Annotated in this window: 13 protein-coding genes; 3 read left to right on the top strand and 10 right to left on the bottom strand. The window is 67.0% G+C overall.

Annotation, left to right across the window (positions count from 1 at the left end; genetic code table 11):
* Positions 1-146: 146 nt before the first annotated feature.
* Both AC1DIX_RS21305 and AC1DIX_RS21310 read right to left on the bottom strand, forming a co-directional pair.
* Positions 147-554, bottom strand: coding sequence for a hypothetical protein (locus AC1DIX_RS21305; protein ID WP_442121994.1), 408 nt, complete (start codon positions 552-554; stop codon positions 147-149).
* 101 nt (positions 555-655) lie between these two features.
* On the bottom strand, positions 656-1594 hold the full coding sequence (locus AC1DIX_RS21310) for a DMT family transporter (protein ID WP_442121995.1): 939 nt from the start codon (positions 1592-1594) through the stop codon (positions 656-658).
* A 162-nt stretch (positions 1595-1756) separates the two neighbouring features.
* On the opposite strand from AC1DIX_RS21310, the gene AC1DIX_RS21315 reads away from it, so the two are divergent.
* Positions 1757-2236: an Lrp/AsnC family transcriptional regulator gene (locus AC1DIX_RS21315; RefSeq protein WP_442121996.1), complete on the top strand. Its 480-nt coding sequence runs from the start codon at positions 1757-1759 to the stop codon at positions 2234-2236.
* On the opposite strand, the gene AC1DIX_RS21320 is transcribed toward AC1DIX_RS21315, so the two are convergent.
* The 7 genes from AC1DIX_RS21320 to AC1DIX_RS21350 all read right to left on the bottom strand — a co-directional run bounded on the left by AC1DIX_RS21320 (position 2226) and on the right by AC1DIX_RS21350 (position 12285).
* Positions 2226-3548 carry an SGNH/GDSL hydrolase family protein gene (locus AC1DIX_RS21320; protein WP_477327191.1) on the bottom strand — a complete coding sequence of 441 codons (1323 nt, stop codon included), beginning with the start codon at positions 3546-3548 and terminating at the stop codon, positions 2226-2228. The genes AC1DIX_RS21315 and AC1DIX_RS21320 overlap by 11 nt on opposite strands.
* Before the next feature lie 102 nt (positions 3549-3650).
* Complete coding sequence (gene serB, locus AC1DIX_RS21325) at positions 3651-4499, bottom strand: phosphoserine phosphatase SerB (protein WP_442121998.1); 849 nt, start codon at positions 4497-4499, stop codon at positions 3651-3653.
* A gap of 7 nt (positions 4500-4506) precedes the next feature.
* Positions 4507-7953 carry a transcription-repair coupling factor gene (mfd, locus tag AC1DIX_RS21330; RefSeq protein ID WP_477327193.1) on the bottom strand — a complete coding sequence of 1149 codons (3447 nt, stop codon included), beginning with the start codon at positions 7951-7953 and terminating at the stop codon, positions 4507-4509.
* Between the two features lie 7 nt (positions 7954-7960).
* Entirely contained in the window at positions 7961-8959 is a 999-nt protein-coding gene (locus AC1DIX_RS21335; RefSeq protein ID WP_477327195.1) for an HDOD domain-containing protein, read from the bottom strand.
* Positions 8960-9033: 74 nt separating this feature from the next.
* Entirely contained in the window at positions 9034-9192 is a 159-nt protein-coding gene (locus AC1DIX_RS21340) for a hypothetical protein (protein WP_477327197.1), read from the bottom strand.
* A gap of 191 nt (positions 9193-9383) precedes the next feature.
* The gene (locus AC1DIX_RS21345) at positions 9384-9710 is read right to left on the bottom strand and encodes a hypothetical protein (protein ID WP_477327199.1); all 327 of its coding nucleotides are present in this window, start codon (positions 9708-9710) and stop codon (positions 9384-9386) included.
* 205 nt (positions 9711-9915) lie between these two features.
* Positions 9916-12285, bottom strand: a complete 2370-nt coding sequence (locus AC1DIX_RS21350; RefSeq protein WP_477327201.1) for a penicillin-binding protein 1A — start codon at positions 12283-12285, stop codon at positions 9916-9918.
* 180 nt (positions 12286-12465) lie between these two features.
* Here AC1DIX_RS21350 and AC1DIX_RS21355 point away from each other — a divergent pair, with 180 nt between their 5' ends.
* Positions 12466-14736, top strand: a complete 2271-nt coding sequence (locus tag AC1DIX_RS21355; protein WP_477327203.1) for an OPT family oligopeptide transporter — start codon at positions 12466-12468, stop codon at positions 14734-14736.
* 65 nt (positions 14737-14801) lie between these two features.
* On the opposite strand, the gene AC1DIX_RS21360 is transcribed toward AC1DIX_RS21355, so the two are convergent.
* Positions 14802-15728 (bottom strand): NAD-dependent epimerase/dehydratase family protein, encoded by a 927-nt coding sequence (locus tag AC1DIX_RS21360; RefSeq protein WP_477327205.1) that lies wholly within the window; start codon positions 15726-15728, stop codon positions 14802-14804.
* Between the two features lie 137 nt (positions 15729-15865).
* Here AC1DIX_RS21360 and AC1DIX_RS21365 point away from each other — a divergent pair, with 137 nt between their 5' ends.
* Entirely contained in the window at positions 15866-16807 is a 942-nt protein-coding gene (locus AC1DIX_RS21365; protein ID WP_442122006.1) for a LysR substrate-binding domain-containing protein, read from the top strand.
* The last annotated feature ends 7 nt before the right edge of the window (positions 16808-16814 follow it).

Below are 16814 nucleotides of genomic sequence, written 5' to 3' on the forward strand. Positions count from 1 at the left end.
CAGCAAACGATTCATGTGACGCGTTGCACCATGCGTCATTCATGCAAATGCGTAAGAAAAACGTAAGGAAGAGGGTGTATGGCAGGGCGAAAAAAAAGAGGCCGCACCGCAGTGCAACCTCCCCATTTTAGTGCAAATTTTCCGGTTTAGCGATGACCGCGCCAGCGGCCGCCGCCGTGGTAGCCGCGATGGCCGCCCCAGTTGCTCCAGCTGAAGCCGAGGCCGATCGAGATCGGCGGATACCAGAACGGATCATAGACCGGCGCCGGCGCATAGATCGGAGCCGGCACGTACACCGGCTGGGTCACGTAGGTAGGGCCGCTCGGCGCCGGGCTGTAAGTGACGGCGTCCGAGGTGGTGACGCGGCCGGCATTGCCCGAAGCGGCGGCCTGGGCCGCGGTGCCGTTCGGGACCGGGGTCACCGAGACGACCTGCCAGCCGTTCGCGTCCGGGGCTTGCGCGTAGGCGCGCGTGCCGTAGTTGGCGGGACCGGGATACTGGGTCGCGCAGCCGCTCAGTGCGGCAACTGCAAGAATGATGGCGAGTTTTTTCATGGCGGTTCTCCTCACCTGCATACTACCCAGTTTCTTGTGGCGCCCGCTTTTTGATTTACAGGCTGTTACACCTGTTCACTCTCCTGAAACGTGAGGCAAGCTCAGGAGCGGCGGCGCCGGCTCGACAGGGCCACCGCGGCCAGGATCATGCCGAAGCCCGCCACATGATAAAGGTGGGGCGCTTCGCCCAGCAGCGGCCAGGCAGCCAGGGTCGCGAACAGCGGGATCAGGTAGACCGACATGCTGGCCCGCGCCGGCCCCGCCACCGCCACCAGGCGGTCGAAGCAGAAGTAGGCGCCCAGGCTGGGGACGATGGCCAGGAAGCCGAGCGCCACGTAGAGGCGGCCGTCGCCGAATGACGGCACATCGCCGCTGGCCGCTTCGAGGGCCGCGAACGGTGCCAGCACCAGCGCGCCGCCGCCGATCAGGGCCGCCAGCTTGACGGTGCCGGGCAGCGGCGGCAGCGGCACGCGCTTGTTGAAGACCGTGTACAGCGACCAGCCGATCGCGGCCAGCACCACCCACAGGTCGCCGCGGCCGAACTCGAGCTGGCCGAGGGCGCCGAGGTCGCCCTTCGTCAGTACCACCAGCACGCCGGCGATCGCCACCAGCAGGCCCCAGCCCTGGCGGCGGCCCAGCGGGGCCTTCCACACCAGGCGTTCGACCAGGGTCACCAGGGCCGGACAGGCGGCCAGGATGATGGCGACGTTGGCGGCGCCGGTGTGGCGCGCGCCGATGTATTGCGGGGCCACCGCCATGCCCATGCCCAGCGTGGACAACAGCAGGATGCGCGGCCAGTTGGCCAGCAGGGTGCCGCGCAGCGCCCACATGCGCGGGCCGACGGTCGGCATCAGGATCAGGAAGGCCAGCGCCCAGCGGCCGAAAGCGAGGAACACGGGAGGAATCGCCGCACCCTGGGCCCAGCGCGCGACCACCAGATTGGCGGCGAACAGCGCGGGCGTGATGAGCATGAGGGGCAATTCGGCATTGAAGGCGGCGCCCTGGACACCGAGCCCGCCGCGGGATACTGCTTCCGACACAAAGTACTCCTTACATAAGACGCCGGAATCATACTGCAGCGCACAAAAAATGTGCTTCTGTTGCGGCTGCCTGAGCGGGGGAATATGGATGATTCTTTTGCGTCCGGAGTAAAATGCGAAAGAATTATCTTCAACCATGCCTGTATAGACAAGGAAGACGCCATGAAAGACGGCCAACTCGACGAAATCGACCGCCAGATCCTGCGCACCCTGGGCCGCGACGGACGCATCAGCAACCAGAAACTGGCCGATACGGTGAACCTGTCGCCGACCCCCTGCTGGCACCGCGTCAAGGCGCTCGAGGACGGCGGCTACATCACCGGCTATGCGGCCCTGCTCGACCAGCGCCGCATGGGCGTGCCGGATACCGTGATCATCGAGGTCACGGTGGACCGTCACGACGACGAAATCTTCAAGGCCTTTTCCGACGCCCTTGCCGAGCTGCCGGAAGTGATGGAAGCCTATCTGCTGTCGGGCGAATACGATTACCTGATCAAGGTGGCGGTGGCCGGCACCGAGGGTTACGAGCGCTTCCTGCGCCAGAAGCTGTACAAGCTGCCCGGCGTGCGCCACACGCGCTCGACCTTCACGCTGCGCTGCCTGAAGCGCTCGCCCTCGGTGACCCCGTCCTTCACTGCGTGAAGAGGGCCAGCGGCACCGCCTGCGCCATCGCCTGGTAGCCGGCGCTGTTCGGATGCAGGTGGTCGCCGCTGTCGTAAGCGGCGCGCAGGCGCGTGATGCGGGCCGGATCGCGCAGCGCCAGCTCGAAGTCGACCACGGCGTCGTAGGTGCCGCCGCTGCGCATCCAGGCATTGAAGCTCTTGCGCACGTTCTCCCGCGCCGCCGTGTAGTAGACGTGGCCTTCGAAAGGCGTCAGGGTGGCGCCGACCGCGCGCAGGCCGCGTGCGCGGGCCTTCGCCACCAGCTGCTGATGGCCGGCGATCAGGCTGCCGACCGGGATCGGATTCGCCCCCGGGCTGTAGACGATGTCGTTGATGCCGATGAGCACGACCATCCAGCGCACGCCGGAGGTGGCCGCGATGTCGCGGTCGAAGCGGTCGAGCGCCTTCTGGCCGGTCAGCATCGCCTCCGGATAATCCTTCAACAGGGAGTTGGCGGCGATGCCGCGGTTCGCCACGCCGATATTCCCGGCCACGCCCAGCTCCAGCTGCAGGCGCCGCGCCAGCAGGTCCGGCCAGCGCCGGTTGGTATTCGCGCTGCTGCCCTGGCCGTCGGTGATCGAGTCGCCGAGCGTGGCGACAGCCGCCGTGGCGGCCAGGCCGGAATAGGCGCCGCTGACGTCGACCTCGGTCACGAAAGGCCAGGTGGCGATGCTGCGCGCGACCGGCAGGTTCGATGCCGCGCTGTAGTTGCCGGCGCTCGAGACATAGCCGGCCTGCAGCGCCAGGTTGTGGAGGGTCGTGACGCGGGTCGAGGCCGGCAGGTAGAGGCTGACCGCGAGGTCGGCAAAGGGCGGCAGGTTGAAGCTGACCGGATCTGACAGTACGGCGGTACCGGCGGCGATCGTGACCGGGGCCCGCCCGCCGAACAGCAGCTGGCGGTCGGTGCCGGCAACCAGCGCGGCGCCGCCGGCGCGCAGGGCGATGCGCGCCGCACCGATGGACAATGGCGCGCTGCCCATTTCGTTCGAGATGCGGATGCGCGCCCGGCTGCCGCCGGCGCTGGCATGCGCGATCAGGCGCAGGGTCTGGTTGGCCAGCACCATCGTCGAGGCCGCGGGCGGCGGGCCGGCCGGCGCCGTCCCCCAGGTGGCCACCCAGGCTTCCACCGCCTGGGCCTGCAGCTCCTGTGCCGCGGCAGGCAGGGCCAGCGCCGCGGCGAGTGCGGGGCCGGCGCGGAGAAAATCGCGGCGTCGCGGACTCCGGGGAACTTCAACCGTGGGAGCGGCGTCATTCTCGACGCCATCGTTTTCGGCAAACTGGGTCGGTTTCATGTTCGGCTCCTGGGGGTTGGACGAGCGTTAGACTGCCAATCGCGGAGCCGGAACAGGAAAAGTATTTGCGCCACCTCACACCTCGTGCGAGTGGCGCAGGGTTTATTGCAGGATGGTCAGCAGCCCGTCGAGCCCGGAGAAATTCAGGGCCACATCGGCCTGGGCGCGCACCACCGGCTTGGCGCGGAAGGCCACCGACAGGCCGGCAATCCCCATCATCTTGAGGTCGTTGGCGCCGTCGCCCATCACGATCGCCTGTTTCGGATCGATGCCGAGTTCGGCGCAGACGCGCTGCACGGTGCGCATCTTTTCTTCGGCATCGACGATGCCGCCCACCACCCGTCCGGTCAGCACGCCGCCCTCGGCTTCGAGCACGTTGGCGTGCACGTAGTCCAGCCCCAGGCGGGTCTTCAGGCGCTCGGTAAAGAAGGTGAAACCGCCCGACACCAGCAGGGTCTTCAGGCCGGCCGCCTGCACCGCCTCGAGCATCGCTTCGCCGCCTGCGGAAATGCGCAGGCGCTCTGCGTACACGCGCTCCAGCGCTTCCACCGGCAAGCCTTCCAGCAGGGCCACGCGGCGCTTCAGGCTCTCCGAAAAATCGAGTTCGCCGCGCATGGCGGCTTCGGTGATGGCGGACACCTGCGGCTTCAGGCCCTGCATGTCGGCGATCTCGTCGATGCATTCGATGGTGATCAGGGTCGAGTCCATGTCCATCGCGACCAGCCTGAAGTCGGCCAGGGTGAGACCGGTATCGACGAAGGTGGCGTCGACGCCGGCGGCGTGGGCGGCGGATTCGACCGTCGCCTTCAGCGCGGGCGTGAAGTCGAGGCCTTCGCAGCGCAGCGCGTGCGCGTGGATGGGCGTGCTGCTGCGCGGGCAGGCCGGCGCGGCGACCTGTGCGAGCACGGCCTGGTCGGCCGCGGGGCCCTGGAGGATCAGTTTCTTGGACATGGCGAACTTAAGCTAGTAATTGTTTGATGGTCTGCTTGACCTGGTTCACGCGCGCCTGCAGGTCCGGCATGGCGGCGGTGATGCGCAGCTTGTCCTGGCCGGCCAGCTTGACCTGGCGGTTTTTCTGGATCAGCGTGATGATCCTGATCGGATCGATCGGCGGCTTTTCCATGAACTGCAGGTTGGCGGCTTCCGCGTGGGCGTCGATCTTCACGATGCCGACCTGCTTGGCCGAGATGCGCAGTCGGTGGGTCTCGATCAGGGCCTTCACCGCATCCGGAAGTTTACCGAAGCGGTCGATCAGCTCTTCCTGCATGTCGTCGATGCGGTCCTGGGTTTCGCAGTTGGCCAGGCGCTTGTAGATCGACAGGCGCTCGTGGACATCGCCGCAGAAGTCGGCCGGCAGCAGGGCCGGCACGTGCAGGTTGATCTCGGTGGTCGAGGACAGCGGCGCGCTCATGTCCGGCTCGCGGCCGGCCTTCAGCGCCTTCACCGCCTCGTTCAGCATATCGGAATAGAGCTGGAACCCCACCTCCAGCATTTCGCCGGACTGGTTCTCGCCCAGCACCTCGCCGGCGCCGCGAATTTCCAGATCGTGCATCGCGAGGTAGAAGCCGCTGCCCAGTTCCTCCATCGCCTGGATCGCGTCCAGGCGGCGCTGCGCCTGCTTGGTCATGTTCAGGGCGTCGTTCACCAGCAGGTAGGCGTAGGCCTGGTGGTGCGAACGGCCGACGCGGCCGCGCAGCTGGTGCAGCTGGGCCAGGCCGAATTTATCGGCGCGGTGCATGATGATGGTGTTCGCGGACGGCACGTCGATGCCGGTCTCGATGATGGTCGTGCACAGCAGGATGTTGAAGCGCTGGGCCACGAAGTCGCGCATCACCTTTTCGAGGTCGCGCTCGTGCATCTGGCCATGGGCCACGCCGATGCGCGCCTCCGGCACCAGTTCGCGCAGCATCGCCAGACGGTTTTCGATGGTCTCGACCTCGTTGTGCAGGAAGTAGACCTGGCCGCCGCGTTTCAGCTCGCGGAGAACGGCTTCGCGGATGATGGAGCCGTCTTCGCTGCGCACGAAGGTCTTGATGGCCAAGCGCTTCTGCGGTGCGGTGGCGATCACCGAGAAGTCGCGCAGGCCTTCCAGCGCCATGCCGAGGGTGCGCGGGATCGGCGTCGCGGTCAGGGTCAGCACGTCGACCTCGGCGCGCAGGGCCTTCAGCGCTTCCTTCTGGCGCACGCCGAAGCGGTGCTCCTCGTCGATGATGACGAGACCGAGACGCGTGAACTTCACGTCCGGCGACAGCAGTTTATGGGTGCCGATCACGATATCGACGGTGCCGTCGGCCATGCCCTTGATCGCGTTGTTGATCTCCTTGCCGGTGCGGAAGCGCGACAGCTCGGCGATCTTCACCGGCCAGTCGGCGAAGCGGTCGCTGAAGGTTTGCGCATGCTGCTCGGCCAGCAGGGTGGTCGGGGCCAGGATCGCCACCTGCTTGCCGCCCATGACGGCGATGAAGGCGGCGCGCAGCGCGACCTCGGTCTTGCCGAAGCCGACGTCGCCGCAGACCAGGCGGTCCATCGGGCGGCCGGAGGTCATGTCCTGGATCACGTTCTGGATCGCGGCGCGCTGGTCGGGCGTCTCGTCGAAGCCGAAGCTCTGGGCGAAGTTCTCGTAGTCGACCGCGGAGTATTCGAAGCTGTGTCCCTGGCGCGCGGCGCGGCGGGCGTAGAGGTTCAGCAGCTCGGCGGCGGTGTCGCGCACCTGTTCGGCGGCTTTTCTCTTGGCCTTGTCCCACTGGCCGGAGCCGAGGGCGTGCAGCGGCGCGTCTTCCGGGCTGGCGCCGGAGTAGCGCGAAATCACGTGCAGCTGCGACACCGGCACGTAGAGCTTGGTCTCCTTGGCGTACTCCAGGTGCAGGAACTCGGTATCGCCTTCGCCCAGGTCCATGCTGATCAGGCCCATGTAGCGGCCGATGCCGTGGTTGATGTGCACGACAGGATCGCCGACCTTCAGCTCCGACAGGTCGCGCACCATCGACTCGACCTGGGACGTGGCTTCCTGTTTCTTCTTGCCGGCGCGTTTGCCTCCGCCCGCATACAGCTCGGTCTCGGTGATGAAGACCAGGCGGCCGGTCGACTCCTCGGACAGCTCGAAACCGGCCTGCAGGGGCGCGACGCCGAGGGCCACTCTGGCATCGCTGGCGCGCAGGCCCTCGAAGCCTTCGATCAGGGCCAGGTCCAGTTTGTACTCGTTGAAGTACTGCTGCAGGGTCTCGCGGCGGCCGGCCGATTCGGCGCAGATCATCACGCGGGTGTCCACGCGCATCAGGTAGGAGCGCAGATTCGACAGCGGATCTTCGAGGCGGCGGTTGACGGCAATGTCCGGGATCGGCGCCGACAATTCGGAAGCGGCGGCGGCGGGATCGCGCGCGATGGCCCAGCGGCCGTGCGGCTTGGCGCAGACGAAGAAATCCTCGGCGCCGAGGAAGATCTCCTTCGGCTCCAGGATCGGGCGTTCGCGGTCGGCCTTCAGGAACCTGTAGCGCGATTCCGTATCCGCCCAGAACCGCTGGATCGCGGCTTCGATGTCGCCGACCAGGGCCAGCGGGGATTCCTCGGGCAGGTAGTCGAACAGGGTCGCGGTCTGGTCGAAGAACAGCGGCAGGTAGTATTCGATGCCGGCCGAGGCGATGCCGCTGCCGATGTCCTTGTAGACCGGCGAGCGGGTCGGGTCGCCCTCGAAGCGCTCGCGCCAGCGGCCGCGGAAGGCGGTGCGCGCCTGCTCGTCCATCGGGAACTCGCGGCCCGGCAGCAGGCGCACTTCCTTGACCGGGTACAGCGAGCGCTGGGTATCGGCGTCGAAGGTGCGGATGGTTTCGATCTCGTCGCCGAACAGGTCGAGGCGGTAGGGCAGGCTCGATCCCATCGGGAACAGGTCGATCAGGCCGCCGCGCACCGAGTACTCGCCAGGCGACATCACCTGGGTCACGTGGCTGTAGCCGGCCAGGGTCAGCTGCGCCTTCAGCCTGGCTTCGTCCAGCTTCTCGCCCTGGCGGAAGAAGAAGGTGTAGGCGGCGAGAAAAGAAGGCGGCGCCAGGCGCACCAGCGCCGTGGTGGCCGGCACCACCAGCACGTCGCACTGGCCGTTGCGGATCTCGTGCAGGGTGGCCAGTCGCTCGGACACCAGGTCCTGGTGCGGCGAGAACGCATCGTAGGGCAGGGTTTCCCAGTCCGGCAGCAGGTGGCAGGACAGCTTGCCGTCCGCGAACCAGGGAATTTCGTCGAGCAGGCGCTGGCCGTCGCTGGCGTTCGCCACGATCACGGTCAGCATCTGCCCGCCGGCCTTCAGCTCGAGCGCGGCAAGGGCCAGCGCATAGGCATCCGAGGAACCATGCAGCGCCGGCAGGGCAAAGCGTTGACCGGGTTTGGGGAGGTGTTTTTTCAGGTCGAAAGGCATGCTGGAATTATAGTCGAACGAGGCCGCCGAGCACTCGCGCCGAGCCGGCGTCGAGGCCGGCCACGGCCGGGTCGTCGCCGGCCAGCATGCCGTCGTCCAACAGCAGGCGCAGCAGGGCCAGATTTTCGGCCCGGCCCAGGCTGACGGACAGCGGCTGGGTGGCCGACGGTCCGCTGCCCGCCGCGCCGAGGATTGCGGCGGCGATCGGCGGCGGCAGTTCCCACTGCAGGGCGATGCGGGCCGCCAGCGTGCGGGTGCGCGCCAGCAGCGCGGTGACGAAGGCCGGGTCCTGGGGCAGGGCGTCGGTGTCGAGCATGCCGTCGAACAGGCGCATGGCCACGATCAGGCCGAGGTCGTCCATCAGGCCCGCCAGGTAGGCTTCGAAAGGATCGGCGCCCAGGCCGGGGGCGAGCAGGCTGGCGGCCAGCGCGCATTTCTCGGTATGGCTCCAGATGCGCGGGGCGGCCTGGCGGCTGTGGCGGCCGTTCTGGGTCCCGATCAGCGGGCGGAAGGCGGCACGGGCCAGCAGCATGCGCAAGCCGTTCCGGCCCAGCACCAGCAGGGCGGCGTCGATGGTGCGCACCTGGCCGGAAGAACGGTAGTAGGGACTGTTGGCTTCGCGGATGAGTTCCGCGACCAGGGACGGATCGCGGGCCACCTGGCGCGCCAGCTCCGCGCTCGACGCGGCTTCGTCGCGCAGGCTGCGCAGCAGCTGCGGAATGACTTCGGGGACGCGCGGGACCAGGTCGGCGGCGTGGTCCGGGGAATCGAGCAGGCGGTCGAGTTCGGCCAGCACCAGCTGGCTGTGCCGCTGCGCCCGTGCGGTCGGCGGCGCGGCCGCCACGCCGGCGGTCAGCCAGCGCCACCAGGCCTGGCCGTGGTCCAGGGGCGCCCGGTCGGACGCCGGCGCCGGCGCTTGGGGCGCGGGTGCGCCGGCCCGCACAGGCGTGTGCGACGCGACGGCGTCATCAACGCCGCCGAACAGCCGCGCAATCCAGTTTTTCATTGCTACGCCCCTCGACTATGCCAGGGGCCATTCTACCCGAGGGGCGGCGGCGGACCGGATTGCGGTTGCAGAGCTCAGTGGCCGGCGGCGCCGCTGTCGCTGGAAGCGCGCACGGAGGGAGTGGTATTTCCGGTGCCGTTGGCGTCGGAATTGTCTTTCGCCGCCGCCGAGCCGGTGGCGGTGGCTGTGCCGGTGGTGGAAGCGCCGGTCGCGCCGGTCTGGAATGCCTTCATAGCGGTTTCCCTATGTTGATCGCATGGTGGAGGCCACGGTAAGGCTGGCGGCAAGCGAACCGGGTCGCGGCGACCGGTAAGGCGGGGTGCCGCCATGGTCGCTATTGCCTTCGTTCGGGCCGCACGCCGCCAGGGACGCCGCCAGCAGGAGGGAGGCACCGGCAGGCTGTACGCCTGCCTCGCGCCTTATCTCACTGCGTATTGGTGGGAGGCGGGGTGGTTCCGCTGGTCGTGCCCGAATTGGTGGTGCCGGAAGTGCCGGAACCCGAGGTGCCGCTGCCGGTGCCCCAGTCGTTACGGCCCGAGGTGCCGGTGTTGCCGCTGGCGCCCGAGGTTGCGGTGCCGGAGGCGCCGTTGCCGGAGGTGCCCATGGTGCCGGAGTTGGAAGTGCCGGTCGCGCTGCTGCCACTCGAGCTGCCTTCCATCGAGCCGCTGTCGGAGTTGCTGCCGGTCGAGCTGCAGGCTGCCAGGCCCATGGCCATCGCGGCAGCAATCATCACGCTTTGATATTGTTTCATGATCTACTCCTTCGGTGGTGGATGACGCCATCATGGGGTGGGGGATGGGGTTCCAAAATAGGATGGGTCCGTCCAGCCATGTAGGATAAAGACGACGCTCTTGCTACAAATTTCCCTACAAGAACTGCATTTGGCTTGAACTGTTCGCACAAAGAAAAAGGCCCCGCGGGTGGCGGGGCCTTGGGGGCAGGGAAGCGGAACGGGCTTAGAACAGGCTGTTCTGGAGCTGCTGCTGTTGCGGCTGCGCCGCCTGTTGCTGCGGTGGCGGTGGCGCGTTCGGATCGGCGTTCGGGTCCACGGCCGGCTGCTGGTCGAGGTCGACGCCGCCGAAGGTCGGACTTTCGGCAAACTCGGCGTAGACCCAGTCGTCGTTTTCGCGCACCAGGCCTTCCGGCTGCGGACGCTCTTCCTGCGGGCGCTTGGCCAGGGCCACTTTCATGTAGTCGATCCAGATCGGCAGCGCCAGGGTGGCGCCGAACTCGCGGCCGCCCAGGGATTTCGGATCGTCATAGCCCATCCAGGCCACCGCCACGACGTTGCCGCCGTAGCCCGAGAACCAGCCGTCGACGGCGTCGCTGGTGGTGCCGGTCTTGCCGGCGATGTCGGTGCGGCCCAGGGCCTTGGTGGCGGCGGCGCCGGTGCCGTAGCGGGCCACGTCGCGCAGCATGCTGTCGGTGATGAAGGCATTGCGCGCATCGAGAACGCGCTGCTCTTCCTGGTGCGCCGCCTGCGGTTTGGTCTCCTGGATCACCTTGCCGTCGGCGTCGACGATCTTCTCGATCAAGTAGGGCTGGACCCGGTAGCCGCCGTTCGCGAACACGGCGTAGGCGCCGGCCATCTGCAGCGGCGTGACGGCGCCGGTGCCCAGCGCCATCGTGTAGTTGGCCGGCTGGCGCGCGACGTCGAAGCCGAACTTGCCGATGAAATCATGGGCGTAGGGCACCGAGATCGCGCGCAGCAGGCGCACCGACACCACGTTCTTCGATTCCGCCAGCGCGCGGCGCATGGTGATCGGACCGTCCCACTTGAAATCGTCGTTCTGCGGCGACCAGGTCTTGCCGGCGTCCTCGCCCGGCATGTCGAGCGGGGCGTCGAGGATGCGGGTGGCCGGCGAATAGCCCTTGTCCAGCGAGGCCGAGTAGATGAAGGGCTTGAAGCCGGAACCCGGCTGGCGCCAGGCCTGGGTCACGTGGTTGAACTTCTGGAAGTTGTAGTCGAAGCCGCCCACCAGCGCGTGGTAGGCGCCGGTGTCGGCGTCGATCGCGACGAAGGCCGCGGCCACCTGCGGCACCTGGGTGATAGCCCAGGCGCCCTTGGCATCCCTGGCCACGCGGATGATCGAACCGGTAGAAATGCGGCGCTCTTCCTTGGCGTTCGGGGCCAGCGAGGCGGCCGCGAACTTCAGGCCGGCGCCGCTGATGGTGACGTCGTCGCCGTCGATGGTCTCGACCCGCACCGCCTTGCCGGATGCGGACAGCACCACCGCCGGAATCAGGCCGTCGCTGGTCGGGCGCCTGTTGAGGGCATCGGTAATCGTATCCTCGCGCTCCTGCGGGTCCTCGGGCAGCTCGATGCGGCCTTCCGGTCCGCGGTAGCCGTGGCGCTGGTCGTAGGCCAGCACGTTGCGGCGCACCGAAGCGTAGGCCGCTTCCTGCTCGGCCTTCAGGATGGTCGTGTAGACCTTGATGCCCTTGGTATAGGCGTCGTCCTTGAACTGGTTGTAGACCGCCTGGCGCGCCAGTTCGGCCACGTACTCGGCATGGGTGTCGAATTCCTGGCCGCGGGTGTTCACGCGCAGCGGCTCGGCCAGCGCCTGCTGGTACTGCGCCTCGCTGATGTAATTCAGCTCGCGCATGCGCTTGAGCACCGCATGCTGGCGCTCGCGCGCACGCTTCGGATTCGCCACCGGGTTATGGCGCGACGGGTTCTGCGGCAGGCCGGCCAGCATCGCCATCTCGGCCACGCTGAGCTGGTCGAGGTTCTTGTTGAAATAGGTGCGCGCGGCGCTCGAGAAGCCGTAGGCGCGCTGGCCCAGGTAGATCTGGTTCATGTACAGCTCGAGGATCTCGTCCTTGCTGAGCGCAGCCTCGATCTTGTAGGCCAGCGCGATCTCGTTGACCTTGCGGCCGATGTGCTTTTCGCGCGACAGGAAGAAGTTGCGCGCCACCTGCATCGTGATGGTCGAGCCGCCGCCGGCGCCGAAACCGTGGCGCAGGTTCGAATAGACGGCGCCGATGCCGCGCTGGAAGTCGATCGCGCCGTGCTCGTAGAAGCGCGCGTCTTCGATCGCCAGCAGCGATTTCTTCATCAGGTCGGGGATCTTCTGGATCGGGACGAAATCGCGGTGCTCCTCGCCGAACTCCCCGATCAGGACCTTGTCGGCCGTGTAGACGCGCAGCGGGATCTTGGGCCGGTAGTCGGTGACGGCGTCCAGTGCGGGCACATTCGGCAGCACGCGGACCACGACGTAGCCGACCACGCCGGCGACGAACAGGAGGATGAGGGCCAGGCCCAGAAATATAAAACCACGGAGGCGGTTGGGGCGGCGCGGGGCCGGAGTACTCTTAGTTGCCAAACTTGTCTCTCTGATGACGGTCAGATGACCGGCAGATCGCCGTGCCGACAGGGCGTAAACACGGTCTACGCCAAAATTATAATCCGCTTTTCTTCCATTACGGCATGTGCCATAGTGCGAGTTCAAGGCACTGCTAAGCAGTCCCTGCAGTTCAGAAACACGATACGTCCCAAGGAAAAGATGCCGTACGATCCCCATCCACCCGCGGTCAAGCCGTATATCCCGGCGTCCGCCCACCTCCCGGAATTCACCCTGCGCGCCCTGATCATGGGCACGGTGCTGGGCATGATCTTCGGCGCTTCCTCGCTCTACCTGGTGCTGAAGGTCGGCCTCACGGTCAGCGCCTCGATCCCGGTGGCGGTGATCGCGATCACCCTGTTCGGCATGGCCAAGAAGGCCGGCGGGCGCGAATCGACCATCCTCGAGAATTCGATCACCCAGACCGCCGGGTCGGCCGGCGAATCGCTGGCCTTCGGCCTGGGCGTGACCATGCCGGCGATTATGATCCTCGGCTTCGACCTCGAGATCTCGCGCGTCATGCTGGTCGGTGTGCTGGGCGGCCTGCTGGGCATCCTGATGATGATCCCGATGCGCCGCACCATGATCGTCGACCAGCACCGCGAACTCAAGTACCCGGAAGGCACGGCCTGCGCCGAGGTGCTGAAGGCCGCCGCCACGCCCTCGTCGCGCGAAGCCGCGGGCGAGGTGCGCATCGAAGGATCCGATGAGGAGAAGGCCGCCCGCCATCGCGCCTTCCTCATCTTCGGCGGCTTCGGCATCGGGCTGCTGTACAAGGTGTTGAGCATCTCGCTCAAGCTGTGGAAGGACACCGTCAACTTCGTCTTCAACGCGCCATTGAAGGCCGGTTCGGCCGGCGCCGAGATCTCGCCCGAACTGCTGGGCGTCGGCTACATCATCGGTCCGCGCATCGCGATGACGATGGCGGCCGGCGGCGTGCTGTCCTATCTGCTGCTGATCCCGATGATCAAATTCTTCGGCGAGCTCCTGAGCGTTCCGCTGGCGCCGGGAACCATGCTCATCAAGGACATGGGCCCGGACGACATCCGCAGCGCCTACGTGCTCTACATCGGCGCTGGTGCGGTTGCCGCCGGCGGTTTGATCAGCCTCGCGCGTTCGCTGCCCACCATCTGGAATGGATTGAAGGGCGGCCTGACCGGCTTCAAGGGCGGCGGCAACGGCGACTCGAAGGGGGACGCCGCACCACTGCGTACCGACCAGGACATCCCGCTCAAATGGGTCGTGATCGGCTGCCTGGGCATCATCGCCGTGATCACCTTCGCCACGCCGCTGCACATGAACCTGCTGGGCGCATTGCTGATCCTGGTGTTCGGTTTCCTGTTCTCGACCGTGTCGTCGCGCCTGACCGGCGAGGTCGGCTCGTCCTCGAATCCGATCTCCGGCATGGCCGTGGCGACCCTGCTGTTCACCTGCCTGATCTTCCTGGTGATGGGCTGGACCGGCGGCCGCTACTATGTGACCGCGCTGTCGGTCGGCGCCATCGTCTGCATCGCCGCCAGCAATGCCGGCACCACCTCGCAGGACCTGAAGACCGGCTTCCTGGTGGGCTCGACCCCGCGCCTGCAGCAGTACGCGATCCTGGCCGGCGCCCTGGCATCAGGCCTGATCCTCGGCCCGATCCTGCTGAAGCTGAACGATGCCGGCACCGTCTACGTGCCGGCCGCCCAGGTGGCGCCGCACGTCACCACCGATGCGTCGAAGCTGAGCCAGACCGCCCAGCTGCAGGGTCCGCAGGCTTCCTCCGACCACGCAAGGTATAAAGTCTGGCAGAAGACGGACACCAACGGCGGGCCGGCCGGCAAGTACCTGGTGCGCGACGACGGCTCGCTGGCTTACCTGGTCGACCCGGGCATCAACGGCCAGTTCCACACCCGTCCGGACGGCTCGGAGGTCAAGAAATACGATGCGCCCAAGGCCGTGCTGATGTCTTACATCATCAAGGGCATCCTCGACCAGCAGCTGCCCTGGACCCTGGTGCTGTTCGGCGTGATGATCGCGGTGGTGCTGGAGATGGCGGGCGTGCAGGCGCTGGCATTCTCGGTGGGCGTGTACCTGCCGCTGGTGTCGACCCTGCCGATCGCGATCGGTGGCCTGATCCGCTGGATGGTCGACCGCCGCAACAACAAGCTGCCGCAATACGCCGGCCTGAACGAAGAAGAACTGCAGGCCGCCGGCGACCGCAGCTCGGGCACGCTGCTGGCATCCGGCTACATCGCCGGCGGCGCCCTGGCCGGCATCATCATCGCCATCACGGCGGGTGTGCTGACCGATTTCGACAATGCGATGAACAAGTGGGCGGAGGCTGCGAATCCCTTCTTTGCGGGGGTGAATTCGGATGCGCTGTCGATCCTGCCGTATGCGGCCTTGATCGTGTTGTTGTATTGGGTGGGTCGGGAGAAGGCGGCGAAATGATCGTCGTCCCCGCGCAGGCGGGGACGAGGTTTATGAGGCGCGGGCTTCGTTAGCGTTCGGGCGACTCAGACGAAGGCGAGGTCGTGCTGCCGGATGGTGTGATCCAACCACTCATCGGTATGCCCGAAGCTGTACCCCAGCGCCTTGGCGCGCGACGTATCCAGCACCATCCGCCCCGGCAAATCGAAGGGCGACAGCCGTCCGGCCTCCGCCGGCGCCGCCGCACGCCGCATCCGCACCGGCGACTCCAGCACCTCGCCGACGCGCTCGTACAGTTGCGAAGCCGACAGCGCCCCATCGCAGGCCGCGTTCACCGGACCGGTGAAGTCCTGCATGCCGCTCCAGAACAGGAAGTCCGCCGCCGCATGCGCGGTCATGAAGGACACGGCCGCGCTCTCGTTCGAATAGGGCAGCGTCGCGCCGGCGCGCGCCAGTTCGACGTAGTGGGCGAGGCGGCCGGTAAAGTCTTCCGGGCCGCCCAGCACGTGGGCCAGGCGCGGCGTGACCAGCGGCAGCGAGCCGTCGCGCACCAGGTAGGCTTCGGCCTGCACCTTGCCGCTCACATAGCATTCGGTGGCGCGGCGCGGGTCGTGCCAGGGGTATTGGGTGTCGATGGGCTGGGCCTCGACCGCGAGCCCGGCTTCCGTCAGCAGCCCGGCTGCGCCGAAGCCCAGCACACGGTAGGCGTCGATGGTCGAGGTCATCACATAGCGGCCGACCTGGCCGGCAAAGGTGCGCACGGCGATCGCCGCGTCCAGCGGGCTGTAGCTCATCTGGTCGTAGACGATATCGAAGGGGCCGGCCTTGGCCACGGCGCGCATCGCCAGCTCGTTGCGGCGGTCGGCGCGGATGCGCTGGATGCGGCCGCCGAAGGGATCGGGCGCGTAGCCGCGCGTAGCGATGGTGACACGGTGGCCGGCGTGCAGGAGCCGCTGGACGAGCAGCCTGCCGATGAAACGGGTACCGCCGATCACCAGAATGTTCTTGAACATGGTTTTCCTTACGCTGAAGACGCTGAAAAGCTGGCGGGTTCGTGGTGAATCCGCTATATTTTGTATGCAGCGCAGCAATTGTTCAAACAAGAAAAAAACATTGCAATGAATAAGAAAAACTTATGCATGGTGGGGGCTTGAAGCCCCTGCGCAGCCTTTCCGGGCTGATCGATTTCGAATGTGCCGCGCGTTGGGGCAGCTTCAAGCTGGCGGCACAGGAGCTGCACAAGACCCCGGCCGCCGTCAGCCTGCAGGTCAAGCACCTGGAGGATGCGGTCGGCTTTCCCCTGTTCGTGCGTCATCCGCGCCATATCGCGCTGACCGCCAAGGGCCAGGAACTGGCGATTGCGGTCGGGCGCTCGCTCGGCGACCTGCGCGCCAAGGTCGCCGCACTGCAGCGTGGCGACGAGGAAGCCATCCTGCGCATCTCGACCACGCACTCCTTCGCCATCAAATGGCTGGTGCCGCGGATGCCGCGCTTCACCAAGCGGCATCCGGAACTCGACATCCGCATCGATTCGAACGACACCCCGGTCGACCTGGAAGACGACGGCGTCGACGTCGCGATCCGCTTCGGTCCGGTCAAGGACGGCGATCCGGCGTTGCTGTTCCGCGAGCGGCTGGTGCCGGTCTACAGCCCGGAGCTGCTGGCCGAGGGCCAACAGGAACTCACGCTTGCCGACCTGTCCCGCTTTCCGCTGCTGTGCGAGCGCACGCCGGAAGCCTGGCTGCAACTCTTGAACGAGAACCGCGCCTTGAAGGGAAAATTCGAGGGCAAATACGATTTTTCGCGCACCTTCAGCCACTGGGGCGTGCTGGCCCAGGCCGCGGTGGCCGGGCAGGGGATCGCCCTGGTGCCTTACGGGATCGCCTTCGAGGACATCGCCTCCGGCAGCCTGCGGGTGCTGCAATGCCGCAGCGCGCCCTATGGCAACGGCTACCGCTTCCTGGTCAATCCGCACAAGGAGGCGATGGCCAAGGTGCAGCAGTTTCGTGCCTGGGTCGATGCGGAGATGGAGGCGATGCGGCGCACGCTCGATGCCGGCAATGGCCGCGCTGGCGAACCTCCGGCGAAGTAAGCAGCGC

The organism is Massilia sp. 05N420 (genome assembly GCF_056397205.1).

Excerpts from the sequence above, each read along its gene's own strand:
- serB (WP_442121998.1), bottom strand. The coding sequence starts at position 4,499 with ATGTCCAAGAAACTGATCCTCCAGGGCCCCGCGGCCGACCAGGCCGTG.
- AC1DIX_RS21360 (WP_477327205.1), bottom strand. The coding sequence starts at position 15,728 with ATGTTCAAGAACATTCTGGTGATCGGCGGTACCCGTTTCATCGGCAGG.
- AC1DIX_RS21315 (WP_442121996.1), top strand. The coding sequence starts at position 1,757 with ATGAAAGACGGCCAACTCGACGAAATCGACCGCCAGATCCTGCGCACC.
- AC1DIX_RS21305 (WP_442121994.1), bottom strand. The coding sequence starts at position 554 with ATGAAAAAACTCGCCATCATTCTTGCAGTTGCCGCACTGAGCGGCTGC.
- AC1DIX_RS21320 (WP_477327191.1), bottom strand. The coding sequence starts at position 3,548 with ATGAAACCGACCCAGTTTGCCGAAAACGATGGCGTCGAGAATGACGCC.
- mfd (WP_477327193.1), bottom strand. The coding sequence starts at position 7,953 with ATGCCTTTCGACCTGAAAAAACACCTCCCCAAACCCGGTCAACGCTTT.
- AC1DIX_RS21345 (WP_477327199.1), bottom strand. The coding sequence starts at position 9,710 with ATGAAACAATATCAAAGCGTGATGATTGCTGCCGCGATGGCCATGGGC.
- AC1DIX_RS21340 (WP_477327197.1), bottom strand. The coding sequence starts at position 9,192 with ATGAAGGCATTCCAGACCGGCGCGACCGGCGCTTCCACCACCGGCACA.
- AC1DIX_RS21355 (WP_477327203.1), top strand. The coding sequence starts at position 12,466 with ATGCCGTACGATCCCCATCCACCCGCGGTCAAGCCGTATATCCCGGCG.
- AC1DIX_RS21335 (WP_477327195.1), bottom strand. The coding sequence starts at position 8,959 with ATGAAAAACTGGATTGCGCGGCTGTTCGGCGGCGTTGATGACGCCGTC.